This is a genomic window from Azoarcus sp. KH32C, from assembly GCF_000349945.1.
Lineage (GTDB): Bacteria > Pseudomonadota > Gammaproteobacteria > Burkholderiales > Rhodocyclaceae > Aromatoleum.
Genome location: NC_020516.1, coordinates 1,323,496 through 1,348,765, shown reverse-complemented (window position 1 = coordinate 1,348,765; position 25,270 = coordinate 1,323,496). Strand labels below are relative to the sequence as shown.

Sequence of the window (25,270 nt, the reverse complement as noted above, 5' to 3'; positions counted from 1 at the left end):
GCGCGAAGCCGAGCGGATGTAGGAACCGGCCGAGACACATCCGTGAAAGGCTTGAACGCACCCGGACATTTTCTGGCGGCGGTCCATTATAAACCGCGAAATGGCGTTGCACGTAGTGAAAACACTAATCTTCATCTTATATAAGACATAAGACATCTTAAGCAATACTCGGACCATCTTGCCCCGCCGCCGCGGCAGCGCTGCTAAGCGGCCTGCTTTGGTCGATCGGGACAGAGCACGCGCGGGCGGCATCAGCGGCTACGAGGCGCGATCGCGCTAAAATGCACGGCTGTTTCCGCTTGCCACGCAAGCACCACGAGACGGGGGACATATGGAAGCGCTCATGGGAGAGAATCTGGTCGCCCAGTCGATCGCGCAGACGCTCATCGAGGGCTTCAACAAGCACTACCGCATCTTCCGCGAGACCTCGCGCCGGGCGAAGGAGTGCTTCGAGGCGGCCGAATGGCACGCGCTGCTCAACGCGGTACGTGACCGCGTGCAGTTCTACGACGACCGCGTCGAAGAGGCGGTCAAGCGCCTGCACGAGGAGTTCAACGCCGACTCGCTCGACGACGCGACCTGGCAGCAGGTCAAGCTCCACTACATCGGCATCCTGATCCGCCACAAGCAACCGGAGCTCGCGGAGACCTTCTTCAACTCGGTGTGCTGCAAGATCCTGCACCGCACCTATTTCAACAACGACTACCTGTTCGCCCGCCCGGCCATCTCCACCGAATACATGGAGTCCTATCCGCCGGTCTACAGCAGCTACTACCCGCGCGACGAGGGGCTGCGCGCGACGATCCGGCGCATCATCGAGGACTTCGACTGGCAGCGCCCCTTCGAGGATCTCGAACGCGACATCGACTACATCATGCGTACGGCCCACGAGCGCCTCGGCGAGTGGCCGGACATGGAGGTCAATTGCCAGATTCAGGTGCTGTATGCGGCCTTCTATCGCAACAAGACCGCCTACATCATCGGCAAGGTGGTCAACGGCTACCAGGAATACCCCTTCGCGATCGCCGTGCGTCACAACCAGGCCGGACGTCTCGTGATCGACACGATCCTGCTCGACCCGTGGCGGATCTCGGTGCTGTTCTCGCTGTCGCGCGCCTACTTCCTCGTCGACATGGAAGTCCCCTCGGGCTACGTGCAGTTCCTGCGCTCGATCATGCCCAACAAGCCGCGCTCCGAGCTCTACACGATGCTGGGACTGGGCAAGCAGGGCAAGACGATGTTCTTCCGCGACCTCGTCGCCCACCTGCGCCACTCGAACGACCAGTTCAAGATCGCGCCCGGCATCCGCGGCATGGTGATGCTGGTGTTCACGTTGCCGTCCTATCCCTATGTCTTCAAGGTCATCAGGGACGTCTTCGGCTCGTCGAAGAACACGGACCGGCCCACGATCAAGCGCAAGTACCAGATCGTCAAACAGGTCGACCGCGTCGGCCGCATGGCCGATACGCTGGAATACTCCTACGCCGCGCTGCCGCTATCGCGCTTCCACCCCGAACTGCTCGACGAGATGCGTACGCTCGCGCCGTCCGCGTTCGAGATCGACGGCGACTCGGTGATCATCAAGCATCTCTATATCGAGCGCCGCATGACGCCGCTCAACATCTACCTCGAACGCGCCGACGACGAGCACGTCGAGCACGCGGTGCGCGAGTACGGCAACGCGATCCGCGAACTGGCGACCGCCAACATCTTCCCGGGCGACATGCTGTGGAAGAACTTCGGAGTCACGCGCTACGGCCGGGTCGTGTTCTACGACTACGACGAAATCGAGTTCATGACTGACATGAACTTCCGCCGCATCCCGCCCGCGCCCTATCCCGAAATGGAAATGGCCAGCGAGGCCTGGTATTCGGGCGGCCCGATGGACGTCTTCCCCGAGGAATTCGCGACCTTCCTGCTCGGCTCCCCGCGCGTGCGTAAGGCCTTCCTCAAGTACCACCGCGACCTGCTCGACCCGCATTTCTGGCAGGACGTGCAGACCAAGATCCGCAGCGGCTACCTCGAGGACTTCTTCCCTTATCCGGAGGAACTGCGCTTCTGCAATCTCTTCGATCCCACCCGGGAAGCGGTCGAAGCGGCCGGCTGAGCGGCCTTCAGGCGATCCGCGCCGCGTCCACGCGCGAGGCGCCAAGGTTGTCGCGCCACGCGACGCTGATCTCGTCGCCCGCCGCGCCGCCCGAGAAGCGGAAGGCGAGATAGGGGTTGGCCGACACCGAGGGCCCGAAATTCGCCGCGAGTACCACGCGCTCGCCGTGCCGCACCTCCACGTCGGTGATGAAGTGCGCGGGGATGCGAGTGCCCTCGGCGTCCTTGCGCAGGCCGTTTTCCATCGGATGGGTCATCAGCAGCCGGACCTCGGTGAGGCCGTCACGCAGCGTCGCGCGGATACGCGTCGGAGCCGTCATACGCCGCAACCTCCGACCGTCACTTTCACCTCGCGCCGCGCCGTGAAGAAGCGTCCGTCGGCCTGCACCAGCACCCGTACGTTCGACGACTGCTTCATCTTCAGGCGGGTATTCACCTCCGCCAGCGTCGTCGCCGGCAGGACGATATTCGCCGCGACGACGTAGGGATTGTCGTCGATCAGGATCACGATCCGCTCGATACCTGGCAGACGGCTCGCGACGCCGATAGCCACCGCGCGCCCGTCTTCGGCGACATCGGGCGCCGTGATCGTGATCTGCGCGCTCTCGGCGGCGCTCTCCGCCCCCAGGAGCTTCAGTGCAGCATCGAGATTCGTCGCGTCGAACATCGGATCCGCCGCGGCGGCGCGCGCCGCGGGCGCCGGAACGAGACCGGCCGCGAGCAATGCCGCCCATCCTCCCACCGCCGAAACGGCCTTCAGCGCCTGCCGGCGCGACGTCTTCATATCCGCGACCACACCCACCTCTAGCTTCCTTCTCCCGAACGCCCCGGCACCGCATGCCGACGCGATATACTGCCGCCGCCGCGACCCATGAGCCATCGCCGGAGAACATCCTTGACCGCCAAGTTTACCCTTGCCGCGCTGGGCCTGCTCAATGCAGTCGCCGCCGCTTCGGCGACGGCCGCCTCCGACGTGCCCGACACCCACATCCGCAGTCTCGCCGCCGGCTGCGCGACCTGCCATCCGGCCACGGCCAGCGGCGCCATCCCTTACCTCGGCAACCGTGGTCACGACGCCCTTGTGCAAAGACTGCACGACTTCCGCGATGGCAAGACCCCGGCCACCGTCATGCACCAGATCGTACGCGGCTACACCGACGAAGAGCTCGACCGCATCGCGGCCTACCTGTCGGCGACTCCGACGAACTTCGAACCATGACCCAGCGAACACGCATGGACCGCCGCCGCTTCCTGCGCGCCGTCGCACTGACTCCCGCACTTGCCGGACTCGCTGGCTGCGCGACGACAACGGTCCCACGCAGCGCCCAGCACGTCGTCGTGGTCGGCGGCGGCTTCGGCGGCGCCACGGCAGCGAAATACCTGCGCATGTGGAGCGAGGGCCAGGTCGCCGTCACGCTGATCGAACGCGACCCGAAATTCACGTTTTGTCCCGCATCGAACCTCGTCATAGCAGGACTGGGCGATATGGCCGAGCTCACCGCCGACTACGACGCACTGCGCGACCGTTGGGGCGTGCGTGTCGTGCAAGGCGAAGTCACGGACATCGATACCGAACGCGGGCAGCTCCGCCTCGCCGACGGCACGGCGCTGCGTTTCGATCGCGCGATCCTGTCTCCCGGCATCAGCTTCATGCCCGAACTCGTCGACGGCCTCGCCGGCAACGAGGCGCGGATCCCGCATGCCTGGAAAGCCGGCGAGCAGACTCTGCTGCTGCGCCGGCAACTCCAGGCGATGCCCGACGGCGGCATCTTCGGGCTGCACATCCCGCGCTCGCCCTACCGCTGCCCACCCGGCCCCTACGAGCGCGCCTGCCTCGTCGCCCACTACCTGCGCACCCACAAGCCGCGCAGCAAAGTCCTCGTACTCGACGCGAACAGCGAAATCCAGTCGAAGAAGGCGCTCTTCAGCGCAGCCTTCGCCGGCCCCTATCGGGACATCATCGAATACCGCCCGGACAGCGCACTGCTCGCCGTCGACGCCCGAACGCTGACCGCCACGCTGGAATTCGACTCGGTGCACGCAGACGTCCTCAACGTCCTGCCCCCGATGCGAGCGGGCATGCTCGCCGACCGCCTGGATGCGCCGCTCATCAACGGGCGCTGGGTCGAAGTCGACTGGCTCACGCTCGAGGCGAGCCACCTGCCGGGCATCCACGTCATCGGCGACGCACTGTTCGCCGCGCCCGGGATGCCGAAATCCGGCCACATGGCCAACCAGCACGCCAAGATCGCCGCTGCCGCGATCCTCTCCCAGCTCGCCGGCAACGCCCCGGACGCAGAGCCGCTGATGACCAACACCTGCTACAGCTTCATCGACGATCGCCAGGCGATGCACGTCGCCTCCGTGCATCGTTACGACCGCGGTCAGAACACTTTCCTGCCCGTGCAAGGCGCCGGAGGACTTTCCGCGGCCCCGAGCACGACCGAGGCCGAATTCGCCCACGCCTGGGCCCGCAACATCCGCCAGGACATGCTCGCCTGACAGCCTAGGGAGCTTCCCAGCCCAGCTCCAGAATCCACGGCCCTTCACCTGCCGCAAGCGCCTCGCGCACGTAGGCCACCGTATCCGCCGGCAGGCGATCGCGCTCGAACCAGCCGAGCGCATCGCACTTGTCCGGCTCGCAGATCCGCGGCTCGCCCGAAAACCGGCCGGCGCGCAGGAAGAAATCGATCCGGTTGGTATCCGAGAGGCGGTGCACGACGCCGAGGCACGCAAGCTCGTCGGGCGCGATCTCGATTCCGACCTCCTCCCGCATCTCGCGCACGGCCGTCTGGCGCACCGACTCGCCCGGCTCCACATGCCCGCCCGGCAGGCTGTAGAGCCCGTCGAAGAACCCGGTGCCGGCGCGCCGCATCAGCAGCACGCACCCGTCCCGCTCGATCAGGACATGCACGCCGGCCGGAATGCCCTGATGCATGCTTCAGTGCTTGCCCGTACTGCCGAAGCCCCCGTCGCCGCGGTCGCTCTCGACAAAGTCGTCGACGACGTTGAACGCCACCTGCAGCACCGGCACGACGACGAGCTGCGCGATGCGCTCCATCGGCTGCACCGTGAAGGTCTCCCGACCGCGGTTCCACACGGACACGAAGATCTGGCCCTGGTAGTCGGAATCGATCAGGCCGACGAGGTTGCCGAGCACGATGCCGTGCTTGTGGCCGAGCCCGGAGCGCGGCAAGACCATCGCTGCGAGCCCCGAGTCGGCCAGATGGATCGCCAGTCCGCTGGGGATCAGCGCGGTCTCGCCCGGATGCAGCGTGATCGGCCCGGCGAGGCAAGCCCGCAGGTCGAGCCCCGCCGCCCCCGGCGTCGCGTAGGACGGCGGATGGCTGCGCAGCCGCTCGTCGAGGATCTTCACGTCGATTCGATGCATGGTCCTTCCCTCACTCTCTTATCACACACGCCTGCCCGGCAGCAGGCTTGCCAGATGTTCGACGATCCTGCGCGCGACCTCGGCCTTCGGCGCACGCTCCAGCGGATGGCGTCCTGCGTCGTCGTACAGGATGACCTGGTTGTCGTCGCTTCCGAGCCCGTCCTGCACGAGGTTGCCGACCAGCATCGGCAGACGCTTCGCACGCCGCTTGCCTTCCGCATAGGCGTCCAGATCGCGGCTCTCGGCCGCGAAGCCGACGCAGAAGGGCGGCGTCGGCAGCGCCGCGACTTCGGCCAGGATGTCCGGGTTCGGGGTCAGCGTCAGCGTGAGCTCCGCCGATGTCTTCTTCATCTTGTGTTCGGCCGAATTCAAAGGCCGGTAATCGGCGACCGCCGCGACGCCGATGAAGACGTCCGCAGCAGCGATCTCGCCCATCACCGCATCCCGCATCTCGAGCGCACTCCGCACATCGAGGCGCCGCGTGCCTAACGGCGCGGGTAAGCCCGTCGGGCCGCTCACCAGCACCACATCGGCACCGGCCCGCGCACAGGCCTGCGCGAGCGCGTAGCCCATCTTGCCGGAGCTCGAATTGGTGATGCCACGCACCGGGTCGATCGCCTCGAACGTCGGCCCCGCCGTCAGCACCACTCGGCGCCCCGCGAGGAGCTTCGGCTGAAAGAAGGCGATCACATGCTCGAGCAAGTCCTCCGGCTCGAGCATCCGTCCCATGCCCACTTCTCCGCAAGCCTGATCGCCGGCATCGGGGCCGAATACGATCGCGCCGTCCGCGGTGACCTGCGCGACGTTGCGCTGCGTGGCAGGGTGCTCCCACATCTGCCGGTTCATCGCCGGCGCGAGCAGCAGCGGACACTCGCGCGCAAGGCACAGCGTGCTGAGTAGATCATCCGCGCGTCCCTGCGCGAGCCGGGCGATCACGTCGGCCGTCGCCGGCGCCACGAGTACCGCGTCGGTCCCGCGCGTCAGATCGATGTGCGCCATGTTGTTGTCCATGCGCGCATCCCACAGATCGGTCCACACCGGGTTGCCCGACAACGCCTGGAAGGTCACCGGCGTCACGAAACGCGCGCCCCCCTCCGTCAGGACCACGTGGACATCCGCGCCCGCCTTGCCGAGCAGCCGCACCAGCTCGGCCGACTTGTACGCGGCGACTCCGCCGCTCACGCCGAGCACCAGCTTGCGCCCCTTCAATTCGCACATGACATATGCCTTACAATTAATTTTTTCAACTGCAAGCCGACCCAAATGGCAATCACTGACTGGCCGCAAGACGAACGCCCGCGCGAGAAGCTCCTCGACCGCGGCGCCTCCGCCCTCTCCGACGCCGAACTGCTCGCCCTTTTCCTGCGCGTCGGCATCCGTGGCAAGAGCGCCGTCGATCTCGCGCGGGACCTGCTGACCCGCTTCGGCTCGCTCACGCGCCTGTGCTCCGCCCCGGCGCCCGAATTCGCCGCCGTTCCCGGCATGGGGCTGGCGAAGTATGCCCAACTGCAGGCGGTCATGGAACTGGCGCGACGCGCGCTCTCCGAACAGATGCGCGTCGCGGACGTCTTCGACTCGCCGTCCGCGGTACGCGACTGGCTGCGGCTGCGCATCGGCAGCCTGCCGCATGAAGTCTTCTATGTGCTGCTGCTCGACGCCCGTAACCACCTCATCGACGCCGTCGAACTCTTCCGCGGCACCCTCACCCAGACCAGCGTCTACCCGCGCGAAGTCGTCAAGCTCGCCCTCGCGCACAACGCTGCGGCGGTCATTCTCGCGCATAATCACCCGTCCGGAGCCAGCGAGCCCAGCGCGGCAGATGAACTCCTCACGCGCAGCCTCAAACAAGCCTTGGACCTCGTCGACGTACGCGTCCTCGACCATTTCGTCGTCACCGCCCATTTGAAGCCCCTCTCCTTCGCCGAACGCGGACTGTTGTAAGTTATTGGGTACCGAAAGAAATATCAGTGGAAACTACAAGCTCGGCTTGCTCTAAAGGGCCGCCTTCGCGTATCATCTTGCGTTTTCCGTAATCCGAATTCCCTGGAGCATCGTATGGCTCGCGTCTGCCAAGTGACCGGTAAAGCACCGATGGTGGGAAACAACGTTTCCCACGCTAACAACAAAACCAAGCGTCGTTTCCTCCCGAACCTGCAAAACCGCCGGTTCTGGAGCGAATCCGAAAACCGTTGGATCCGTCTGCGCGTGTCGAACGCTGCCCTGCGCACCATCGACAAGAAGGGCATCGACGTTGTCGTGTCCGAGCTGCGTGCCCGCGGCGAGAAGATCTAACTGCACGCACAGCGCGCAGCAACTGAACGGAGATTCAAATGGCTAAAGGCGGCCGCGAAAAGATCAAGCTGGAATCGACCGCAGGTACCGGTCATTTCTACACGACCTCGAAGAACAAGCGCACCACCCCGAACAAGCTCGAGTTCAACAAGTACGACCCCGTTGCTCGCAAGCATGTGCCGTACAAGGAAGTCAAGCTGAAGTAATTCCCGGCAGGCTGCGGCCTGCTCCAGGGACGCAGCGTCCAAAACAAGAGGCCGCCGGAGTGATCCGGCGGCCTCTTGTTATTCCGGGATCCGCCCTTACTTACGGTTCAGACCCCGGAGAAAAGAGCGATCAGGCGCGCTGAATGTTCGATGCCTGCTTACCCTTCGGGCCCTGAGTGACTTCGAAGGAAACCTTCTCCCCTTCCTTCAGCGTCTTGAACCCGTTCATGTTGATCGCCGAGAAATGAGCGAACAGATCCTCGCTGCCGTCGTCCGGAGTGATGAAGCCGAAGCCCTTGGCGTCGTTGAACCACTTAACAGTACCAGTTGCCATGTTGCCTTAATCCTTCGAAGTTACTCAAAACGATAACGATGCGGGTTACCCCCTTTGCGTGCAACGATGCTCCATACGCCATTCCGGCCCCCGAGCTGCCCCGGAGGACCGAAGTGTCATACTCGGCAGTTGCACCGTCCCGTTTTTACGCACTTGCCAGCACAGCGTCAACAATTTCTTTGCGGTTCGAATGCCGCATTGCAACAACATATTCGTTCGCCTGAAACCCTGACCAGCACTCGTCTCGCCAGACTTCAGGGAAAATTTCACGTACGAACCGTTCTTTGCAGCGCAATATGAAATCGTTGCTTTTGCGCTTCTGGCGGGCATCCTGAAAACATCGGTTTCACTTGATTGATGCGCCGGCCGCGCGGTTGCACTCTGCTTCGACTTCATTAGAATGATCCGCATGGCCACGCAAAAGCAGGATGATTCCGTACTCGAGACGGCGCGCACAGGCACCAAGCCGCCGCCGCTATATAAGGTGCTGTTGCTCAACGACGACTTCACGCCCATGGATTTCGTCGTCGTTGTTCTGCAGAAATTTTTTGGCATGGACCGCGAACGGGCCACCCGGGTCATGCTCCAAGTCCACAGAGAGGGCATGGGGGTGTGCGGCGTCTTTGCGAAGGACGTCGCCGCGACCAAGGTGGAACAGGTCGTCGCCTTTGCCCGCCAGCATCAGCACCCGCTGGCATGCGTGATGGAGGAAAACTGAGAATGATCGCGCAAGAGCTTGAAGTCAGTCTGCACATGGCCTTTGTCGAAGCCCGGCAAAAGCGGCACGAGTTCATCACCGTTGAACACCTGCTGCTCGCTTTGCTCGACAACCCTTCGGCAGCCGAGGTCCTGCGCGCTTGCGCGGCCAACATCGATGAACTGCGGCGTGAGCTGACGAATTTCATCAACGAGCACACGCCCAAGGTCGAAGGTACCGACGAGATCGACACGCAGCCGACACTCGGCTTCCAGCGTGTCATCCAGCGGGCGATCCTCCACGTCCAGTCCTCGGGCAAGAAGGAAGTCAACGGCGCGAACGTGCTGGTGGCGATCTTCGGCGAGAAGGACTCGCACGCTGTTTATTTCCTGCAGCGGCAGAACATCTCGCGGCTCGACGTGGTGAATTTCATCTCGCATGGAATCACCAAGGCGCCACAGCAGAACGCCGCCCCGCAGAGCAAGAACGAATCGTCCGAGCAGAGCGAGCAGGAATCCGACGCCGCTCAGACGAACGGCGCGCTTGAAAACTACACCCAGAACCTCAACCAGCAGGCGATCAACGGCAAGATCGATCCGCTGATCGGGCGCGAACGCGAGCTGGAGCGGGTCATCCAGATCCTGTGCCGACGCCGCAAGAACAACCCGCTGCTGGTCGGCGAGGCTGGCGTTGGCAAGACTGCGATCGCCGAGGGACTCGCCCACGCCATTGTCGAGGGCCGCATCCCGGAGATCCTTTCGGGCGCCCAGGTCTATGCCCTTGATATGGGCGCGTTGCTTGCCGGCACCAAGTACCGCGGCGACTTCGAGCAGCGGCTGAAGGCCGTGCTCAAGCAGCTGCGTGAAACGCGCAACGCGATCCTATTCATTGACGAGATCCACACGCTGATCGGCGCGGGTGCCGCATCCGGCGGGACGCTCGACGCATCGAACCTGCTGAAGCCGGCGCTCTCGTCCGGCCAGCTGAAGTGTGTCGGCGCGACGACCTATTCGGAATTCCGCCAGATCTTCGAGAAGGACCACGCGCTGTCGCGGCGTTTCCAGAAGGTCGACGTGAGCGAGCCCTCGGTCGCCGAAACCGTCGAGATCCTCAAGGGGCTGAAGAGCCGCTTCGAGGAACATCACGGGGTCAAGTATTCGAGCGCGGCGCTCACTTCAGCGGCCGAGCTGTCGGCGCGATACATCAACGACCGGCAACTGCCCGACAAGGCGATCGACGTGATCGACGAAGCGGGCGCAGCGCAGCGCATCCTGCCGAAGTCGAAGCAGCGCAAGACCATCGGCAAGACCGAGATCGAGGAGATCGTCGCGAAGATTGCGCGCATCCCGCCGCGCACCGTGTCGAACGACGACCGTGCTGCGCTGAAGAACCTCGAGCGCGACCTGAAGAACGTCGTGTTCGGTCAGGACGCCGCGATCGAGGCGCTCGCGAAGGCGATCAAGATGTCCCGTTCCGGCCTCGGCAACCCCGCCAAGCCGATCGGCAGCTTCCTGTTCTCGGGACCGACCGGCGTCGGCAAGACCGAGGTCGCACGCCAGCTCGCCTTCACGATGGGCATCGAACTCGTCCGCTTCGACATGTCCGAGTATATGGAGCGCCACGCGGTCAGCCGGCTGATCGGCGCGCCTCCGGGCTACGTGGGCTTCGACCAGGGCGGGCTGCTGACCGAGCAGATCACGAAGAAGCCGCACTGCGTGCTGCTGCTCGACGAGATCGAAAAAGCGCATCCGGACATCTACAACATCCTGCTGCAGGTCATGGACCACGGCACGCTGACCGACAACAACGGCCGCCAGGCGGACTTCCGCAACGTCATCGTCATCATGACGACCAACGCCGGTGCGGAGCAGATGCAGAAGTCGATGATCGGCTTCTCGGCCAAGCGCGAGACCGGCGACGAGATGGCGGAAATCAAGCGGATGTTCTCGCCGGAGTTCCGCAATCGCCTGGATGCGACGATTTCGTTCAAGGCACTCGACAACGAGGTCATCCTGCGCGTGGTCGACAAGTTCCTGATGCAGCTCGAGGCACAGCTGCATGAGAAGAAGGTGGAAGCCCACTTCTCGGACGAACTGCGCACCTGGCTCGCGTCGGAGGGCTTCGATCCGCTGATGGGCGCGCGCCCGATGGCTCGCCTGATCCAGGACACGATCCGCTCCGCGCTCGCCGACGAACTGCTGTTCGGACGGCTCGCGAACGGCGGCCGGGTCACGATCGACATCGACGCCGAGCACAAGGTCAAGCTGGTGTTCGACCAGCTCGAGCCGACGCCGGCCTGACGCGACGGACTCCCGGCCACGGCCGGACGCAAGGGGGCGACCTGCGGGTCGCCCTTTTTTTGCCTGTCGCACTGGTATATTGTCGCCCGCGGGAGTCTCCCCTCCCCTCCGGGCAGCGCCGCGGCCCTGCCCTTCGCACAAGAACCCGCCCGATTGAGGCTTCACGAAGAGGAAGAAAGCATGGTGATCCAGACCGCCGACCTGTGCGATGCGAACGAAGGCAAGGTGCGCATCGTCAGTCCGATGTTCCGCAGCTACGGCGGACGTCCCGCCTTTGGCGGCCCCATCGCGACCCTGAAGGTGTTCGAGGACAACTCGCTGGTGCGCAAGGCACTCGAGACGGACGGTCACGGCCAGGTCCTCGTGATCGATGGCGGCGGTTCGATGCGCTGCGCGCTGGTCGGCGACCAGCTCGCCCAGCTGGGTGTCGCGAACGGCTGGGCGGGCGTCATCGTCTATGGCTGCATCCGCGACTCGAAAGCGATCGGCACCATGGACCTGGGCGTCTTCGCACTTGGCACTCACCCGCTGAAGAGCATCAAGAAGGGCGCAGGCGACACGGACATTCCCATCACCTTCGGCGGCGTGAGCTTCGTGCCTGGCCAGTATGTCTACGCGGACGAAGACGGCGTGGTCGTCTCGGAGATCCCGCTGCTCTGACACCGCGCTGCGGCATGGATTCTGCCGACGCCCCGCGGAGATTTCTCCCGGGGCGTTTTTGTTGCGCCCCGGTCCACGCGGAGCAATTGGGAACCATTTTTTCCGCAGCGCAGCGCCTTTTCATTTCACAAAGCCAAAAGCCGTTTCATATCACGGAAAGCAAATTACAAGCCTCTGTTTTTTTTAGATTAAATAATTTCTTATATCTTATATAAGACTTATTGCTGCAGAGCGAAAAGCTTCCTATACTCTGTTCCACATCGAGGGCGAACCGCAGCAGCGGACACCTCGAAGGAGAGACCCTCGCCGCCCCCGCCATGCCGGGCGGATGAGAAGGATACGTGGATACACGCTTAATCTGTCAGTCAACAAGGAAACTGCCATGACCCTGACCCGCGAACAGCAAATCGCCGCCCTGGAAAAAGACTGGGCCGAAAACCCCCGTTGGAAAGGCGTCAAGCGCGGTTACTCCGCTGCCGACGTCGTCCGCCTGCGCGGCTCCCTGCAGCCGGAATACACGCTGGCCCAACGCGGCGCCAAGGTCCTCTGGGAAAAGGTCAATGGCGGCGCCAAGAAGGGTTACGTGAACGCCTTCGGCGCGATCACCGCCGGTCAAGCCATGCAACAGGCCAAGGCTGGCCTGGAAGCTGTTTATCTGTCGGGCTGGCAAGTCGCCGCCGACGGCAACACCTCCGAAACCATGTACCCGGACCAGTCGCTGTATGCCTACGACTCGGTGCCGACCATGGTTCGCCGCATCAACAACACCTTCAAGCGCGCTGACGAAATCCAGTGGTCGCGTGGCATTAACCCGGGCGACGAAGGCTTCATCGACTACTTCCTGCCGATCGTTGCCGATGCGGAAGCCGGTTTCGGCGGCGTCCTGAACGCCTTCGAACTGATGAAGAACATGATCGCCGCCGGTGCTGCCGGCGTGCACTTCGAAGACCAGCTGGCCGCCGCCAAGAAGTGCGGCCACATGGGTGGCAAGGTGCTCGTCCCGACCCGTGAAGCCTGCGAAAAGCTGATCTCCGCCCGTTTCGCCGCCGACGTCATGGGCGTTCCGACCCTGATCCTGGCCCGTACCGATGCCGAAGCTGCCAACCTGATTACCTCCGACTACGACGCGAACGACAAGCCGTTCCTGACCGGCGAGCGCACCCAGGAAGGCTTCTTCCGCGTCAAGAACGGTCTCGAGCAGTCCATCTCCCGTGGTATCGCCTACGCCCCGTACGCCGACCTGGTGTGGTGCGAAACCGGCGTGCCGGATATCGGCTTCGCCCGTGAATTCGCCCAAGCCGTGCTGTCCGCCTGCCCGGGCAAGTTGCTGTCCTACAACTGCTCGCCGTCCTTCAACTGGAAGAAGAACCTCAACGACTCGCAAATCGCGTCGTTCCAGGAAGAGCTGTCCGCGCTCGGCTACAAGTACCAGTTCATCACCCTGGCCGGCATCCACGTCAACTGGTACAACACCTTCAAGTTCGCCAAGGCCTACGCTGGCGGCGAAGGCATGAAGCACTACGTCGAGATGGTTCAGGAGCCGGAATTCGCCGCTCGCGAACAAGGCTACACCTTCGTCTCGCACCAGCAGGAAGTTGGTACCGGCTACTTCGACGACGTAACCACCGTCATCCAGGGCGGTTCCTCCTCCGTCAAGGCCCTCACCGGCTCGACCGAAGAAGAGCAGTTCCACTGATCTCCTCGAATGGGCGGACCGGCATCTGGTCCGCCTTAGCCAGGAAAGCCGCGCCCACAAGGCGCGGCTTTTTCATTGGCGCAGTTATTGGGGTGCCGCCGGCTGAGCAGGGAGCCGCCCACCCATGTGATCGCCGCGCATCGCGCCCCGTGCCCCCTGCGGCCCGAAGAGATGGAACTGCTCGTCGAAGACCTTCTTCTGCGCCGCGTCGAGGCGACCGTAGAAAGCTTCCGTCGCCTTGCGGACGTCCTGCAGCGCCGCCATGCGCTCACGGCTGAAGGCTTCCATCCGGTCCATCCGCTCGAGGGCGGTCTTCGGCCGTTCCTGGTTCCGCATCGCCTGCATGTGTTCCGCGGCCGTCCTTGCCTTCTCCTGCATCACACCCTTGAACTGGTCCCACGCCGCCATCTGGCCCGGCTTGAGTGCGAGTGCCGCCTGCAACTGGGCAAGCCGCTGTGTTGCGCGCTCGGTGATGCCGGCCGGGTCCATGTGATACATCCTGGCCATTCCGCCGTGCGGGCCGTCGCAGTCCCCTTGACCTGCCGCCATCGCGCCCATGCTGCCGAAACCGAGCGAGGCAACGAAGGCCGCAAGTATCGAAGTCCTGATCAATGATTTCATGATGACTCTCCTGTATTGTCGGATACGCCTCGTGTCCGGGCGACGACATCATTCGAACACCGTCATGTAAGCAGGATTTGTCCGCAGCAAGACGGTTTGCATAGTCGTGTTGCGCGTCGGGAGCGCGATACTCTGGGATACAAAGCCTCCGGCGGCGGGGCTTATGATTCGGGTCGACGGGGATGACCCGGCTTCCATATCGACCACACACCGACGCAGCGACCACACACCGACGCAGCCATGACCAACGCCCAGGACCATATCCTCATCGTCGACGACGACCGCGAAATTCGCACGCTGCTCGCCGATTACCTCGAAAAGCAGGGGTTGCGCTGCACGACCGCGGCAGACGGTCGCGAGATGAAGGCCGCATTGGAGCGCCACCGGGTCGACCTGATCGTGCTCGACCTGATGCTGCCCGGCGAAGACGGCCTGACCCTGTGCCGCAACCTGCGTGCCGGCGGAACGCACGCGAATACCCCCGTGCTGATGCTGACCGCACGAGGCGAGGACATGGATCGTATCCTCGGCCTGGAGATGGGCGCGGACGATTACCTGCCCAAGCCTTTCGTGCCGCGCGAACTGCTCGCCCGGATCCGCGCGATCCTCAGACGGGCCCGTGCGCTGCCGCCGAACCTGGACGCCCACCCACCAGCCCACGCGACGATGCTGCGCTTTGGGGCTTGGCGCCTCGACACGGTCGGCCGGCACCTGATCGCAACCGACGGGACGGCGGTTCCGCTGTCGGGCGCGGAGTACCGCATCCTCGCGGTGTTCCTCGCGCACCCGCAGCGCGTACTGAGCCGCGACCAGTTGATGGAGCTCACGCAAGGGCGCGAGGCGGACGTCTTCGACCGCTCGATCGACCTGCAGGTCAGCCGCCTGCGTCAGCGTCTCGGCGACAACGCGCGAGAGCCGACGATCATCAAGACGGTGCGCAACGAAGGCTACGTGCTCTCGAGCACGGTTGAGGCAATCGACGCGTGACCGAAGGCGCCATGGGACTCCCTGCGTGGACGCGTTCGCTCTTCGCCCGCCTGATGCTGATCTGGCTGGGCGGGATGGCTGTGGTGCTCGCGGTGAGCATCGCGCTGTTCGTGGGCGAACGGGACAGGCATGCGCGCGAGGTGCTCTCGGAAGGCATCGCGCGTGAAGTCGCGGCAGCGGTCGACGTGCTGGACCATCTGGGACCGGTCCAGCGCGAAGACTGGATCGACACGCTGGGCCGCCGCCGGCTGCGCTTCGTGCTCGCTCCGCCGCCGCCGGACGCGCGCCCGATCGAGGCGGAATCTCCGCTGGCCGACGCACTGCGCATGGCCATGCCTGAACGCGAGGTCGCCTTCCTGATGCGCCCCTTTGGCGGCGAAGACCATCCGATGCACCTGCACTCGATGGCGAGCCTGCGGCTGTCGGACGGCACACCGCTGACGATCCGCATGCCCGGGCCGATGCTCGGCGGCCCGCCGCGTCCGCCTCCGCCCATCGGCAGCCTGCTGGGATCGCTGCTCGCGCTGGTGCTTGGCGTGAGCCTCCTCGCCTGGGTCGCCGTGCGGATCGCGACACGGCCGATCTCGCGTCTGGCCGCGGCAGCCGACGCGCTCGGGGAAGACCCGAACCGCCCCCCGCTGGCGACGACCGGACCGGCCGAAGTCGAACAGGCGGCCCACGCCTTCAACCGCATGCAGGAGCGCCTGTTGCAGCATGTCACCGAACGCACCCGCATCCTGGCCGCGATCTCGCACGACTTGCAGACCCCGATCACCCGGCTGCGCCTGCGCGCCGAACTGGTCGACGATGAGGCGCTGCGCCTGAAATTCCAATCCGATCTCGATGCGATGCAGGCGCTGGTCAAGGAAGGCCTCGATTACGCACGCAGCCTCGATGCCCATGCCGCTCGCCAGCAGATCGACCTCGGCGCGCTGCTAACGGCACTGCGCGACGACGCGCAGGACATGGGCTGGGACGTCACGGTGCCGGCACAGTTATCGGCAGCCTGCTCCGGACACCCGGTCGGACTGCGCCGAGCGCTGTGGAATCTTATCGAAAACGGCATCAAGTTCGGCGAAAAAGTCGATATCAGCACCGCCAAAACGCCGGATGGATTCCAGATCCGGATCAGCGACGCCGGACCGGGACTGGCTGCGGAGGAGATCGAGAAAGTCTTCGAACCCTTCTATCGGACCGAAGCCTCGCGCAACCGGGAGACCGGCGGCACTGGGCTGGGACTCGCCATTGCGCGCAATCTGCTGCGGGCGCAGGGCGGCGACGTGCGGCTCGAGAATCGCCCCGCCGGCGGACTCGACGCCATCGTCACGCTGAGTGGAAGCGCTCGGCACCTTGCAAACTGACCGGGCGCTTCAAGCCCCGGGCATACCGGTCAGGGAGGCATCCACGCTCAGCGGGGCGGCAAGATCGGCGGCCACTTCGGCGCGCAGCCACGCGAGAAAGCTCTTCAGCAGCGGCGTATCCGAGGGCCGTTCCGGCAGCACGGTCCAGTAGCGCCAACGCGGCCGCTGTTCGAATGGCGTCGTGGCGGGAAAACTGCCCGCTGCGATGCCTTCCGGCGCATGACGTGCGGGTATTTCGATGTCGAAGGGCCGCAGCAGGCGTCCCGCCCGAAGCGCCAAGGCCGCCAGGCTGCGTCGCGCCAGCGCAACACCATGCCCGTCGATTGCCGCCTGCAGCATGATCCCCGAGTCGGACACCATCAGCCCGCCTGCCGGCTCGGGCCAGTCGAGGCCCGCCGCCTGGAACCAAGGCTGCCAGTCCTCCCCTTCCGAGCGCAGCAACGGCAGTCCGGCGAGGTCCGCGGGCGTGTCGAGCCGCCGTCCCCGGCACAACGCGGGACTGATCACCGGAAACAGGACGTCGTCCATCAGAAGCTCGGCCCGCACCCCGCCATAGCCCCCCGGCCCCCAGCGGATGCAAACGTCCACGGCGTCGCGCGTAAAGTCGACGAGCGCTCCCGTAGATGTGACGTTCAGTTCGGCCGACGGGTGGCGGTCGATGAAGCCCCCGATGCGCGGCGTCAGCCAGCGGCCGGCAAACGAGGGCATCACGCTCACCGACAGGCGATTCGGATTCGCGCGACGCTGCAGCACCGATACCGTATCGGACAGCTGACGCAGGGCGGTGTTGGCCGACGCCAGCAATTCCTCGCCAGCCGGGGTCAGCACGACAGCCCGCCCCTGGCGCAGGAACAGCGCAAACCCCAGATAGTCCTCAAGGGCGCGGATCTGGTGGCTCACCGCACCGTGCGTGACGAACAGTTCGTCGGCCGCGCGGGAAATGCTCCGGAGCCGGGCCGCGGCCTCGAACATCCTCAGCGCGGATAGCGACGGCAGCTTTCCGGGCCTCTCCATATGTGAGTTTCCTTCACATGAACGTCAGAAAAGATCGATTTTCAAGACGCCTTCGCGTATCCACAATGCAATCACACGACTCAATCACCGTGCAACGCAAGGAGGCATCATGGAAACAAGATTCGCACGTTCTGGCTGGAACATGCAAGCCGGCGGCATCGTTTCGCTGAAGGATGCCGAACGCTGGGAGATCGTTCTCGAACAAGGCCGCGCCTGGCTGACGGTTGAGGGCTATTCACAGGACAAGTGGCTCGGCGCCGGCGAGCGCTTCGTCATCCCGGACGGCGGTCACGTGGTACTGGAGGCCCAGGGCGAGAGCCGCTTCCGCCTGGAGCCGCCGCCGGCCGGAGCCCTGTCGCGCATCGGCACCCGCGTGATCGGCGCGCTCGCCGGAACCGTCCGCGTCCTCGCCGGCACCAGCGTCTACTCGCCCGAACGCCGCGTCAGCGGCGCTTAACCAGCACCAGCGCGACGCCGCCGAGGATCGCGGCCGACGACACCACGAGGCGCACGGTCGGCGCCTCGCCGAGCATGAGTACCCCACCGATCGCCGCGATCACCGGCACGCTGAGCTGGACGGTCGCGGCGCTCGTCGCCGTCAGGCCCGCCAGCGCGGAATACCAGATCGCATAACCGGCGCCGGACGCGAGCGCGCCCGACAGCACCGCATACAGCGCCCCGGTGCCATCGACCGTTACCGTTCCGCTTGCGAAGATACCCAGCGCAAGCGCCATCGGCACGGTGCGCAGGAAGTTTCCGCCCGTGGCGGCGAGCGGATCCCGAATGCCGCGGCCGCGCAGGGAATACACTCCCCACGCGACCCCCGCCCCGATCATCAGCGATGCACCGCCGAGCGGCGGCGCCGACAGTCCGGGCAGCAGAAGATAGATCAGGCCGCCGAATGCCAACGCGAGGCCCGCCGTCTGGCGCATGTGAAGGCGTTCGCCGCGGACAAGGCCGGTCAGGATCATCGTCGTCTGCACGGCAGCGAAGAGGAGCAGCGCGCCGACGCCCGTCGGCAAGGACACATAGGCGAACGAGAAGCCCGCCGCGTAAGCGAACAGCGCCAGCGCCGAGCCCCAGTTGCCGGACCGTCCCGGCCGCGCGCCACGCAGGTGAATCAGGAATGCCAGCATCGCGGCGCCGGACAGCAGGCGGATCACCGTGAAGCTCGCCGGATCGATCGTCGTGTTGCGCAGCGCGAGGCGGCACAACACCGAATTGGCGGCAAACGCAAGCATCGCGACGAGCGTCAGCGCCGCGGTTCGAAGCGTAGTCAAAGGGAATCTCCTCGTTATTGTTTTTCGCTTTTCCGGCCGTCCCGGGACGACCCGGACGCCTACAAGCGTGCGTATTGTGCGGCAAGAACCGAGAAACGCTCGACCTCGCCGCTGCACCAGGCTGCATCGCGCCCGAGTTCTTCGGCCAGGATGCGTGCCACTTCCGGCGCCGCCACCACCGCGGCTTTGGCATCGAGGAAGAGCGCACGATGCCGGCGGGCCAGCACGTCCTCGACGCTGCGCGCGAGTTCCGCCCGTGCAGCGTAGCGAATTTCGGCCTCCGTCAGTGCAAAGCTCGGGGACACCGCGCGGGCCGCGCCGGGCAGGCTGTCGACCTCCGCCCGCGCCGTGCCATAGACGTCGCGGGATGCGGACGAGCGCGCGGTGGGCGCGCCATGCAGACGAAGGCTCGCCGTTGCGCCGCTTCTCGACGGCAGGCTTCCGACCGACTGCGCCGTATCGACCGCCTCCTCGGCCATTCGACGGTAGGTCGTCCACTTGCCGCCGGTGATCGTCACGAGCCCGCCGGGAGAGACCTCGATGCAATGCTCGCGCGACAAGGACCGCGTCGCCGAACTGTCGCCCGCGCCGATCAAGGGGCGCAATCCGACGAACACGCTACGCACATCCTCACGCGACGGTGCGCGGACGAGATAGGGCGCCGCCGTCGCGAGGATGAAGTCGATCTCGCCCGCGAGCGGCTCCGGCTCCAGCGGCAGGTCCTTGCGCGGCGAATCCGTCGTGCCGATCAGCACCTTGCCGCACCACGGAATCACGAACAGCACGCGACCGTCCGGCGTCTCCGGCACCAGCAGCGCGTCCATGCCGGGCAGGAAGTCGCGATCGACAACCAGATGCACGCCCTGGCTCGGCTTGAGCATCGCAGACACCTGCGATCGCTCGAAGCGCCGCACCGAGTCCGCCCACACGCCGGTGGCGTTGATGACGGTGCGTGCCGCCATATGGAACGTCTCTCCGGTCTCGGCATCGTGCGCGAGCACGCCGCGCACTCGTCCGCCCTCTTGCACCAAGCCATCGACGGGCAGGTAGTTGAGCGCGAGTCCGCCCAGATCGAGATGGGTGCGCATCAGTGCGATCGCGAGGCGCGCGTCGTCGAACTGCGCATCCCAATAGGCGATACCGCCGCGTAATCCGTCGGGATTCACGGTCGGCAGGGCGACGACCGTGCTCGCGGCATCGAGCACGCGGCTGCGCCCGATGCCGTGACCGCCCGCAAGCAGATCGTAGAAAGTCAGGCCGGCGCCAAATTTCGGAATGTCGAGCCAGTGGTAGGCGGGCACGACGAAGCGCAAGGGATGGACGAGATGGGGCGCGTTCGCCAGCAGCCGCGAGCGCTCCGCCAGCGCCTCGTGCACGAGCGGCAGATTGCCCTGGGCGAGATAGCGCACGCCGCCGTGGATCAGCTTCGTCGCACGCGAACTCGTGCCCTTGGCGAAATCGTGCGCCTCGAGCAACAGCGTCCGATAGCCGCGGGCGCTCGCATCGACCGCGCAGCCGAGCCCGGTCGCACCGCCGCCGATCACGACGACGTCCCACGCACCGGCCGCACGCAGGCGACCGAGCAAAGCCGAACGCGACAACGGACCTTCGACGATCGCCGTCATGCCCTCACCCAGCCCTCACCCAGCCCCGCGCCCGCTCGACCGCCCGGTGCCATTGGGCGAGTGCGGTCTCCCGCGCATCGGCCGACATCACCGGTTCGAAACGCCGCTCGACCTGCCAGTGCGCCGCGAGATCCTCCGTTCCCGACCACATGCCCACTCCCAGCCCGGCGAGATAGGCCGCCCCCAGCGCCGTCGTCTCCAGCATCCGAGGGCGCACGACGGGCACGCCGAGGAGGTCGGCCTGCATCTGCATCAGGAGATCATTCGCCGCCGCGCCGCCGTCGACACGCAGCTCCGTCAGCGGTCCCGCCCCGTCGCGTCGCATCGCCTCGACGAGATCGACGGTCTGCAGCGCGATCGCTTCGAGCGCGGCGCGCGCGATATGCGCCGGACCGCTGCCGCGGGTCAGGCCCATCAAGGCGCCCCGCGCATAGGCATCCCAATAGGGCGCGCCGAGACCGGTAAAGGCCGGCACCAGCACGACGCCGCCGCTGTCCGGTACGCTCGCCGCGAGCGCCTCGATCTCGGACGATTGCCGGATCAGCCCGAGATTGTCCCGCAGCCACTGCACGACGGCACCGCCCATGAAGATGCTGCCTTCGAGCGCATAGCTCACGCCGGCGGCGTCCCGCCATCCAACGGTGCTGAGCAGGCGATTCTGCGACGCGACGATCTGATCGCCGGTATTCATCAGCAGGAAGCACCCCGTACCGTAGGTGTTCTTGGCCATGCCCGGGGAGAAACACGCCTGCCCGAAGGTCGCCGCCTGCTGGTCGCCCGCGATGCCGGCGATCGGTACGGCGGCGCCGAGTACCGACGGTGCGCTCGTCCCGCACACGCCGCTGCTATCGACGACGCGCGGCAGGAGCGCCCGCGGGATGCCGAAGAGCGCCAGGAGCTCGTCGTCCCAATCGAGCGAATGGATATTGAAGAGCATCGTCCGCGCCGCATTGCCCGGATCCGTCACGTGCAGCACGCCGCCGCTGAGATGCCACACGAGCCAGCTGTCGACGGTGCCGAAGGCCAGCTCGCCCGCAGCGGCACGCGCCCGGGCATCCGGCAGATGATCGAGCAGCCATGCGAGCTTGGTCGCGGAGAAATAGGCATCCAGCTCCAGGCCCGTGCGCTCGCGGATCGCGTCCGTATGGCCGGCGTCGCGCAGCCGATCGCACATGCCGGCGGTGCGCCGGTCCTGCCAGACGATCGCGGGCGCCAGCGCCCGGCCGGTCTTGCGATCCCATAGCAGCGTCGTCTCGCGCTGATTCGTGATGCCGATGCCCGCGAGATTCTTCGCCGCGATGCCGGCGTCCGCCAACGCCAAGCGGGCGCAATCGAACTGCGTATCCAGGATCTCCTGCGGATCGTGCTCGACCCACCCCGGCTGCGGGAAATGCTGCGTGAAGGGCTGCTGCGCGCCCCCTCTGACCCGGCCGTCGCCGTCGAACACCATCGCCCGCGAACTCGTCGTCCCCTGATCAAGCGCCAGCAGATAGCCCATCGCGTCCCCCTCCGGCATGACGTGTGCACAAGACTACCGCGCCCAACCTCGCCTGACCATCCCGTCGGCCGGACGACATCGGCCGCCACGGGTCGCCAATGACAAGAGCAAACCTGTCGCACAAGCGCCCACGGTGTGATTCAATGTCGGTTTTGCCGCGCCGCAACAAGCCGCCATGCAATCCCTCTGGATGGTCGTCGCCAGCCTCCTCTTCGCCTGCATGGGCGTCTGCGTCAAGCTCGGGAGCAGCACGTTCTCGACGGGGGAGCTGGTCTTCTACCGCGGCTTCATCGGCCTGATCATCATCGCGGCGCTCGCCCGCAGCCAGCGCGTCCCGCTCCATACGCCGAAGTGGCGCCTGCAACTGACACGCTCACTCTCGGGCACGGCGGCGCTGATGGCCTATTTCTATGCGATCCGCGCCTTGCCGCTCGCGACCGCCGTCACGCTCAACTACACTTCGCCGATCATCGTGGCCCTGCTCCTCGCGCTGTGGTTCCGCGAACGGCTGCGCCCGGCGGTCGTCGGATCGGTGCTGCTCGGCTTCGCCGGCGTGGTCCTGCTCCTCAAGCCCACGCTCCAGTCCGAGCAGTGGATCGGCGCGGCGGCCGGACTCGGCTCGGCGCTCCTCGCCAGCGTCGCCTACATCAGCGTGCGCGAACTCGGCCGGGCGGGCGAACCGGAACTGCGAACGGTCTTCTGGTTCTCCGGCGTCACGACACTGCTCGGAATCCCCTGGGCGCTATCCGGCGACCTCCAGGCGATCGACCTCAAGGGCGCGGCGACGCTGATCGGCGTCGGTCTCTTCGGCGGCATGGCGCAGCTTGCAATGACGCGCGCCTACCGCCTGGGCAAGACCATCGTCGCGGCCAACCTCGCCTATACGACGGTGATCTTCTCCAGCCTGTTCGGTATGCTGCTGTGGAACGAAGTGCTACCTTTCGACGCATGGGGCGCGATCGTGCTGATCATCGCCAGCGGCGCGGCCGTCTCGCTCGCGGCGCGGCAGCCTGTCCGTCCGCCGGTCGGAGCCCCGCTCCCGCAAGCCGGGCATGGCGATTGAACCCGCCCCCCGCCAGGACTATAGTAGTCCGCAGGATCCCGTCGCCATCCGGAGGACGTCATGATCACCACCGACCACCGCGCCAATCTGGTCACCGTAGCCGTATTCGGTGAATTCACGCTGCCCGACTACAAAGAGTTCGAGGAACTGGTCAATTACAAGGTCAAGTTCGAGGGATCCGTCAACCTGCTCATCGACCTGCGGGAAATGGCGGGCTTCACGCTCGACGTTGCGTGGGAAGAGATCAAGTTCTCGCGCCAGCACGCCCACGATTTCGGCCGCATCGCCGTGCTCACCGAAGACCAGTGGATGACGTGGAGCGCCTGGGTATCGCAGCTTTTCGTCGATGCCGAAGTGCTCGTGTTCCATGACGAAGCCGAGGCCCGCGCCTGGCTCGAAGCCGAAGAGGAAGCCGCCCGGTGACCGCTGCCGCCTCATATTCCACACTCATTGGGGCCCACGAACTCGCCCAGCACCTCGACGATCAGGACTGGGTGATCGTCGACTGCCGCCACGACCTCGCGAACCGGGATTTCGGGCGCGAGGCCTACGCGCGCGGCCATCTTCCCGGCGCACGCTTCATGCACCTGGACGAGGATCTTTCCGGTCCGATGACGGGTCGCAACGGCCGTCACCCCCTGCCCGATCCCGCCCGACTCGCGCAGCGCCTGGGCGAAATCGGGATCGGCAACCACACTCAGGTCGTGGCCTACGACGATGCCAGCGGGATGTTCGCCGCCCGCCTGTGGTGGCTGATGCGCTGGATGGGACACCGACGTGTCGCAGTACTCGACGGCGGTCTGGTCGCATGGTGCGAGGCGGCCCAGGCCCTGACGCAATACCCTCCACCCGACCGGCCGCAGATCTTCGTGCCGGCGCTACAGGCGAGCTTTGTCGATGCCGCCTATGTCTTCGACCACCTCGGCAAACCCGAGATGATGCTCGTCGACGCCCGCAGCCCCGACCGCTACCGCGGCGAAAACGAGACGCTCGACCCGGTCGGCGGCCATATCCCGGGCGCGATCAACCGCTTCTTCCGCGACAACCTCGGGCCCCACGGCCGCTTCAAGCAGGCCTCGGTGCTGCGCGAGGAATTCGGCGCCCTGCTGAAAGGCCGCGATGCGCGCCGCGTCGTGCATCAGTGCGGGTCAGGCGTCACTGCCTGCCACAACCTCCTTGCGATGGAATCGGCCGGCCTCACCGGCTCGCGACTCTATGCCGGTTCTTGGAGCGAATGGTGCGCAGATAGCGCACGCCCGATCGCGACCGGCCCGGAACGCTAAACGCTTACCACTCGACCTTTTCCACGGCCCCGAGCGAGCGGCCGAGGAAACGCTCGCCGATCGTCTGGAAGCGCAAGGGCACATCGGTGACGACGAAGCGGTAAGGCGCCGGCCCCGCCTCGCGGCTCGCGATGCCGAGTTCATGCAACTTGGCCGCCGCAAGTTCGGCCGTCGTGATCGCGGAATCCACCAGTCTCACGCCGGGCCCGACGACCTCCCGCAGCAGCGGCTTCAGCAAGGGGTAATGCGTGCAGCCCAGAACGAGACTGCCGACCTCCTCCGCCAGCACCGGCTTCAGGTATTCCTGCGCCGTCAGACGCGTCACCGGGTGATCGAGCCAGCCCTCCTCGACGAGCGGAACGAAGAGCGGACAGGCTTGCGAGTACACGCGCACACCGGGGTCGAGTTCGTGAATCCGGCGCGCATAGGCATTGCTGTTGATCGTCGTCGGCGTGCCGATCACACCGACGCCGCGCCCGCCCGCCTCGGCCACCGCCGCGCGCGCACCGGCTTCGATCACATCGAGCACCGGAATGTCGCCGGCGCGATGCCGCACGACGTCCACCGCCACCGCCGCCATCGTGTTGCACGCCACGATCAGCATCTTCACGTCCTGCTGCAGCAGGAAGTCGGTGATCTGCGCCGTGTAATGCTCGATCGTTCCGACCGACTTGATGCCGTAGGGCACGCGCGCGGTATCGCCGAAATAGACGATCCTTTCGAGCGGCAGGCGCTCCATCAAGGCCCGGACGACGGTCAGGCCGCCGATGCCGGAGTCGAAAACGCCAATGGGGCGGGAGAAATCCACGAGGAAACCCGAGTCAATGAAACGCAATAGCGCAAGCAGGGGATTCTA

Annotated in this window: 28 protein-coding genes; 16 read left to right on the top strand and 12 right to left on the bottom strand. The window is 65.6% G+C overall.

What is annotated here, in order from left to right; all coding sequences use genetic code 11:
• Positions 1–331 precede the first annotated feature (331 nt).
• On the top strand, positions 332–2,107 hold the full coding sequence (gene aceK, locus AZKH_RS06055) for a bifunctional isocitrate dehydrogenase kinase/phosphatase (RefSeq protein ID WP_015434865.1): 1,776 nt from the start codon (positions 332–334) through the stop codon (positions 2,105–2,107).
• 7 nt (positions 2,108–2,114) lie between these two features.
• Here aceK and soxZ read toward each other — a convergent pair whose 3' ends face one another.
• Together soxZ and soxY are read right to left on the bottom strand one after the other, a co-directional pair.
• Positions 2,115–2,426 (bottom strand): thiosulfate oxidation carrier complex protein SoxZ, encoded by a 312-nt coding sequence (gene soxZ, locus AZKH_RS06050; protein ID WP_015434864.1) that lies wholly within the window; start codon positions 2,424–2,426, stop codon positions 2,115–2,117.
• Entirely contained in the window at positions 2,423–2,890 is a 468-nt protein-coding gene (gene soxY / locus AZKH_RS06045) for a thiosulfate oxidation carrier protein SoxY (RefSeq protein WP_041655970.1), read from the bottom strand. Before soxY ends, soxZ begins: the two co-directional genes overlap by 4 nt.
• A 111-nt stretch (positions 2,891–3,001) precedes the next feature.
• On the opposite strand from soxY, the gene AZKH_RS06040 reads away from it, so the two are divergent.
• Together AZKH_RS06040 and AZKH_RS06035 are read left to right on the top strand one after the other, a co-directional pair.
• On the top strand, positions 3,002–3,325 hold the full coding sequence (locus tag AZKH_RS06040) for a sulfide dehydrogenase, cytochrome subunit (RefSeq protein ID WP_015434862.1): 324 nt from the start codon (positions 3,002–3,004) through the stop codon (positions 3,323–3,325).
• The gene (locus AZKH_RS06035; protein WP_156822045.1) at positions 3,322–4,608 is read left to right on the top strand and encodes an NAD(P)/FAD-dependent oxidoreductase; all 1,287 of its coding nucleotides are present in this window, start codon (positions 3,322–3,324) and stop codon (positions 4,606–4,608) included. The genes AZKH_RS06040 and AZKH_RS06035 overlap by 4 nt, the downstream gene beginning before the upstream one ends.
• A 4-nt stretch (positions 4,609–4,612) precedes the next feature.
• Here AZKH_RS06035 and AZKH_RS06030 read toward each other — a convergent pair whose 3' ends face one another.
• Genes AZKH_RS06030 through coaBC form a run of 3 tightly spaced genes read right to left on the bottom strand, consistent with a single transcriptional unit; the run spans position 4,613 to position 6,715 of the window.
• The gene (locus tag AZKH_RS06030; protein WP_015434860.1) at positions 4,613–5,044 is read right to left on the bottom strand and encodes an NUDIX domain-containing protein; all 432 of its coding nucleotides are present in this window, start codon (positions 5,042–5,044) and stop codon (positions 4,613–4,615) included.
• Positions 5,045–5,047: 3 nt separating this feature from the next.
• Positions 5,048–5,497, bottom strand: coding sequence for a dUTP diphosphatase (gene dut / locus AZKH_RS06025; RefSeq protein WP_015434859.1), 450 nt, complete (start codon positions 5,495–5,497; stop codon positions 5,048–5,050).
• A gap of 21 nt (positions 5,498–5,518) precedes the next feature.
• Complete coding sequence (gene coaBC / locus AZKH_RS06020; RefSeq protein ID WP_015434858.1) at positions 5,519–6,715, bottom strand: bifunctional phosphopantothenoylcysteine decarboxylase/phosphopantothenate--cysteine ligase CoaBC; 1,197 nt, start codon at positions 6,713–6,715, stop codon at positions 5,519–5,521.
• A gap of 45 nt (positions 6,716–6,760) precedes the next feature.
• On the opposite strand from coaBC, the gene radC reads away from it, so the two are divergent.
• From radC to rpmG, 3 genes are all read left to right on the top strand, one after another.
• On the top strand, positions 6,761–7,438 hold the full coding sequence (gene radC, locus AZKH_RS06015; protein ID WP_015434857.1) for a DNA repair protein RadC: 678 nt from the start codon (positions 6,761–6,763) through the stop codon (positions 7,436–7,438).
• A 114-nt stretch (positions 7,439–7,552) separates the two neighbouring features.
• Positions 7,553–7,789 carry a 50S ribosomal protein L28 gene (gene rpmB / locus AZKH_RS06010; RefSeq protein WP_015434856.1) on the top strand — a complete coding sequence of 79 codons (237 nt, stop codon included), beginning with the start codon at positions 7,553–7,555 and terminating at the stop codon, positions 7,787–7,789.
• 38 nt (positions 7,790–7,827) lie between these two features.
• Complete coding sequence (rpmG, locus tag AZKH_RS06005; protein ID WP_015434855.1) at positions 7,828–7,995, top strand: 50S ribosomal protein L33; 168 nt, start codon at positions 7,828–7,830, stop codon at positions 7,993–7,995.
• Positions 7,996–8,125: 130 nt separating this feature from the next.
• Here rpmG and AZKH_RS06000 read toward each other — a convergent pair whose 3' ends face one another.
• Positions 8,126–8,329, bottom strand: coding sequence for a cold-shock protein (locus AZKH_RS06000; RefSeq protein WP_015434854.1), 204 nt, complete (start codon positions 8,327–8,329; stop codon positions 8,126–8,128).
• 409 nt (positions 8,330–8,738) lie between these two features.
• Here AZKH_RS06000 and clpS point away from each other — a divergent pair, with 409 nt between their 5' ends.
• The 4 genes from clpS (at position 8,739) to aceA (ending at position 13,682) form a co-directional block, all read left to right on the top strand.
• Positions 8,739–9,047 (top strand): ATP-dependent Clp protease adapter ClpS, encoded by a 309-nt coding sequence (gene clpS / locus AZKH_RS05995; protein WP_015434853.1) that lies wholly within the window; start codon positions 8,739–8,741, stop codon positions 9,045–9,047.
• 2 nt (positions 9,048–9,049) lie between these two features.
• Positions 9,050–11,326 carry an ATP-dependent Clp protease ATP-binding subunit ClpA gene (gene clpA / locus AZKH_RS05990; protein WP_015434852.1) on the top strand — a complete coding sequence of 759 codons (2,277 nt, stop codon included), beginning with the start codon at positions 9,050–9,052 and terminating at the stop codon, positions 11,324–11,326.
• A gap of 180 nt (positions 11,327–11,506) precedes the next feature.
• The gene (gene rraA, locus AZKH_RS05985; protein WP_015434851.1) at positions 11,507–11,986 is read left to right on the top strand and encodes a ribonuclease E activity regulator RraA; all 480 of its coding nucleotides are present in this window, start codon (positions 11,507–11,509) and stop codon (positions 11,984–11,986) included.
• A gap of 382 nt (positions 11,987–12,368) precedes the next feature.
• Entirely contained in the window at positions 12,369–13,682 is a 1,314-nt protein-coding gene (gene aceA, locus AZKH_RS05980; RefSeq protein ID WP_015434850.1) for an isocitrate lyase, read from the top strand.
• An 84-nt stretch (positions 13,683–13,766) separates the two neighbouring features.
• On the opposite strand, the gene AZKH_RS05975 is transcribed toward aceA, so the two are convergent.
• A complete protein-coding gene (locus tag AZKH_RS05975) occupies positions 13,767–14,303 on the bottom strand; it encodes a Spy/CpxP family protein refolding chaperone (RefSeq protein WP_015434849.1) in 537 nt (178 codons plus the stop codon).
• Between the two features lie 240 nt (positions 14,304–14,543).
• On the opposite strand from AZKH_RS05975, the gene AZKH_RS05970 reads away from it, so the two are divergent.
• Both AZKH_RS05970 and AZKH_RS05965 read left to right on the top strand, forming a co-directional pair.
• Complete coding sequence (locus tag AZKH_RS05970) at positions 14,544–15,290, top strand: response regulator (RefSeq protein ID WP_015434848.1); 747 nt, start codon at positions 14,544–14,546, stop codon at positions 15,288–15,290.
• A gap of 11 nt (positions 15,291–15,301) precedes the next feature.
• On the top strand, positions 15,302–16,651 hold the full coding sequence (locus AZKH_RS05965; protein WP_041655968.1) for an ATP-binding protein: 1,350 nt from the start codon (positions 15,302–15,304) through the stop codon (positions 16,649–16,651).
• 9 nt (positions 16,652–16,660) lie between these two features.
• Here the strand turns inward: AZKH_RS05965 and gcvA are convergent, their stop codons facing one another.
• Positions 16,661–17,665 (bottom strand): transcriptional regulator GcvA, encoded by a 1,005-nt coding sequence (gene gcvA, locus AZKH_RS05960; RefSeq protein ID WP_015434846.1) that lies wholly within the window; start codon positions 17,663–17,665, stop codon positions 16,661–16,663.
• 109 nt (positions 17,666–17,774) lie between these two features.
• On the opposite strand from gcvA, the gene AZKH_RS05955 reads away from it, so the two are divergent.
• Positions 17,775–18,122 carry a DUF2917 domain-containing protein gene (locus AZKH_RS05955; RefSeq protein WP_015434845.1) on the top strand — a complete coding sequence of 116 codons (348 nt, stop codon included), beginning with the start codon at positions 17,775–17,777 and terminating at the stop codon, positions 18,120–18,122.
• On the opposite strand, the gene AZKH_RS05950 is transcribed toward AZKH_RS05955, so the two are convergent.
• The 3 genes from AZKH_RS05950 to glpK are packed head-to-tail and all read right to left on the bottom strand — an operon-like array spanning position 18,109 to position 22,068.
• Positions 18,109–18,945, bottom strand: a complete 837-nt coding sequence (locus tag AZKH_RS05950; RefSeq protein ID WP_015434844.1) for a DMT family transporter — start codon at positions 18,943–18,945, stop codon at positions 18,109–18,111. The genes AZKH_RS05955 and AZKH_RS05950 overlap by 14 nt on opposite strands.
• Before the next feature lie 59 nt (positions 18,946–19,004).
• The gene (locus AZKH_RS05945) at positions 19,005–20,570 is read right to left on the bottom strand and encodes a glycerol-3-phosphate dehydrogenase/oxidase (protein WP_015434843.1); all 1,566 of its coding nucleotides are present in this window, start codon (positions 20,568–20,570) and stop codon (positions 19,005–19,007) included.
• Positions 20,571–20,574: 4 nt separating this feature from the next.
• The gene (gene glpK / locus AZKH_RS05940; RefSeq protein ID WP_015434842.1) at positions 20,575–22,068 is read right to left on the bottom strand and encodes a glycerol kinase GlpK; all 1,494 of its coding nucleotides are present in this window, start codon (positions 22,066–22,068) and stop codon (positions 20,575–20,577) included.
• Between the two features lie 175 nt (positions 22,069–22,243).
• On the opposite strand from glpK, the gene AZKH_RS05935 reads away from it, so the two are divergent.
• The 3 genes from AZKH_RS05935 to AZKH_RS05925 are packed head-to-tail and all read left to right on the top strand — an operon-like array spanning position 22,244 to position 24,414.
• Positions 22,244–23,131: a DMT family transporter gene (locus AZKH_RS05935; RefSeq protein ID WP_015434841.1), complete on the top strand. Its 888-nt coding sequence runs from the start codon at positions 22,244–22,246 to the stop codon at positions 23,129–23,131.
• 60 nt (positions 23,132–23,191) lie between these two features.
• Positions 23,192–23,554 carry an STAS/SEC14 domain-containing protein gene (locus AZKH_RS05930; RefSeq protein ID WP_015434840.1) on the top strand — a complete coding sequence of 121 codons (363 nt, stop codon included), beginning with the start codon at positions 23,192–23,194 and terminating at the stop codon, positions 23,552–23,554.
• Positions 23,551–24,414, top strand: a complete 864-nt coding sequence (locus AZKH_RS05925) for a sulfurtransferase (protein WP_015434839.1) — start codon at positions 23,551–23,553, stop codon at positions 24,412–24,414. Before AZKH_RS05930 ends, AZKH_RS05925 begins: the two co-directional genes overlap by 4 nt.
• A 4-nt stretch (positions 24,415–24,418) precedes the next feature.
• Here the strand turns inward: AZKH_RS05925 and murI are convergent, their stop codons facing one another.
• On the bottom strand, positions 24,419–25,222 hold the full coding sequence (gene murI / locus AZKH_RS05920; protein WP_041656973.1) for a glutamate racemase: 804 nt from the start codon (positions 25,220–25,222) through the stop codon (positions 24,419–24,421).
• Positions 25,223–25,270: the final 48 nt, after the last annotated feature.

What these genes read in the sequence shown, in the direction of transcription:
- aceK (WP_015434865.1), top strand. Translation starts at nt 332, where the DNA reads ATGGAAGCGCTCATGGGAGAGAATCTGGTCGCCCAGTCGATCGCGCAG.
- soxZ (WP_015434864.1), bottom strand. Translation starts at nt 2,426, where the DNA reads ATGACGGCTCCGACGCGTATCCGCGCGACGCTGCGTGACGGCCTCACC.
- soxY (WP_041655970.1), bottom strand. Translation starts at nt 2,890, where the DNA reads ATGAAGACGTCGCGCCGGCAGGCGCTGAAGGCCGTTTCGGCGGTGGGA.
- AZKH_RS06035 (WP_156822045.1), top strand. Translation starts at nt 3,322, where the DNA reads ATGACCCAGCGAACACGCATGGACCGCCGCCGCTTCCTGCGCGCCGTC.
- AZKH_RS06030 (WP_015434860.1), bottom strand. Translation starts at nt 5,044, where the DNA reads ATGCATCAGGGCATTCCGGCCGGCGTGCATGTCCTGATCGAGCGGGAC.
- dut (WP_015434859.1), bottom strand. Translation starts at nt 5,497, where the DNA reads ATGCATCGAATCGACGTGAAGATCCTCGACGAGCGGCTGCGCAGCCAT.
- coaBC (WP_015434858.1), bottom strand. Translation starts at nt 6,715, where the DNA reads ATGTGCGAATTGAAGGGGCGCAAGCTGGTGCTCGGCGTGAGCGGCGGA.
- radC (WP_015434857.1), top strand. Translation starts at nt 6,761, where the DNA reads ATGGCAATCACTGACTGGCCGCAAGACGAACGCCCGCGCGAGAAGCTC.
- rpmB (WP_015434856.1), top strand. Translation starts at nt 7,553, where the DNA reads ATGGCTCGCGTCTGCCAAGTGACCGGTAAAGCACCGATGGTGGGAAAC.
- rpmG (WP_015434855.1), top strand. Translation starts at nt 7,828, where the DNA reads ATGGCTAAAGGCGGCCGCGAAAAGATCAAGCTGGAATCGACCGCAGGT.
- AZKH_RS06000 (WP_015434854.1), bottom strand. Translation starts at nt 8,329, where the DNA reads ATGGCAACTGGTACTGTTAAGTGGTTCAACGACGCCAAGGGCTTCGGC.
- clpS (WP_015434853.1), top strand. Translation starts at nt 8,739, where the DNA reads ATGGCCACGCAAAAGCAGGATGATTCCGTACTCGAGACGGCGCGCACA.
- clpA (WP_015434852.1), top strand. Translation starts at nt 9,050, where the DNA reads ATGATCGCGCAAGAGCTTGAAGTCAGTCTGCACATGGCCTTTGTCGAA.
- rraA (WP_015434851.1), top strand. Translation starts at nt 11,507, where the DNA reads ATGGTGATCCAGACCGCCGACCTGTGCGATGCGAACGAAGGCAAGGTG.
- aceA (WP_015434850.1), top strand. Translation starts at nt 12,369, where the DNA reads ATGACCCTGACCCGCGAACAGCAAATCGCCGCCCTGGAAAAAGACTGG.
- AZKH_RS05975 (WP_015434849.1), bottom strand. Translation starts at nt 14,303, where the DNA reads ATGAAATCATTGATCAGGACTTCGATACTTGCGGCCTTCGTTGCCTCG.
- AZKH_RS05970 (WP_015434848.1), top strand. Translation starts at nt 14,544, where the DNA reads ATGACCAACGCCCAGGACCATATCCTCATCGTCGACGACGACCGCGAA.
- AZKH_RS05965 (WP_041655968.1), top strand. Translation starts at nt 15,302, where the DNA reads ATGGGACTCCCTGCGTGGACGCGTTCGCTCTTCGCCCGCCTGATGCTG.
- gcvA (WP_015434846.1), bottom strand. Translation starts at nt 17,665, where the DNA reads ATGGAGAGGCCCGGAAAGCTGCCGTCGCTATCCGCGCTGAGGATGTTC.
- AZKH_RS05955 (WP_015434845.1), top strand. Translation starts at nt 17,775, where the DNA reads ATGGAAACAAGATTCGCACGTTCTGGCTGGAACATGCAAGCCGGCGGC.
- AZKH_RS05945 (WP_015434843.1), bottom strand. Translation starts at nt 20,570, where the DNA reads ATGACGGCGATCGTCGAAGGTCCGTTGTCGCGTTCGGCTTTGCTCGGT.
- glpK (WP_015434842.1), bottom strand. Translation starts at nt 22,068, where the DNA reads ATGGGCTATCTGCTGGCGCTTGATCAGGGGACGACGAGTTCGCGGGCG.
- AZKH_RS05935 (WP_015434841.1), top strand. Translation starts at nt 22,244, where the DNA reads ATGCAATCCCTCTGGATGGTCGTCGCCAGCCTCCTCTTCGCCTGCATG.
- AZKH_RS05930 (WP_015434840.1), top strand. Translation starts at nt 23,192, where the DNA reads ATGATCACCACCGACCACCGCGCCAATCTGGTCACCGTAGCCGTATTC.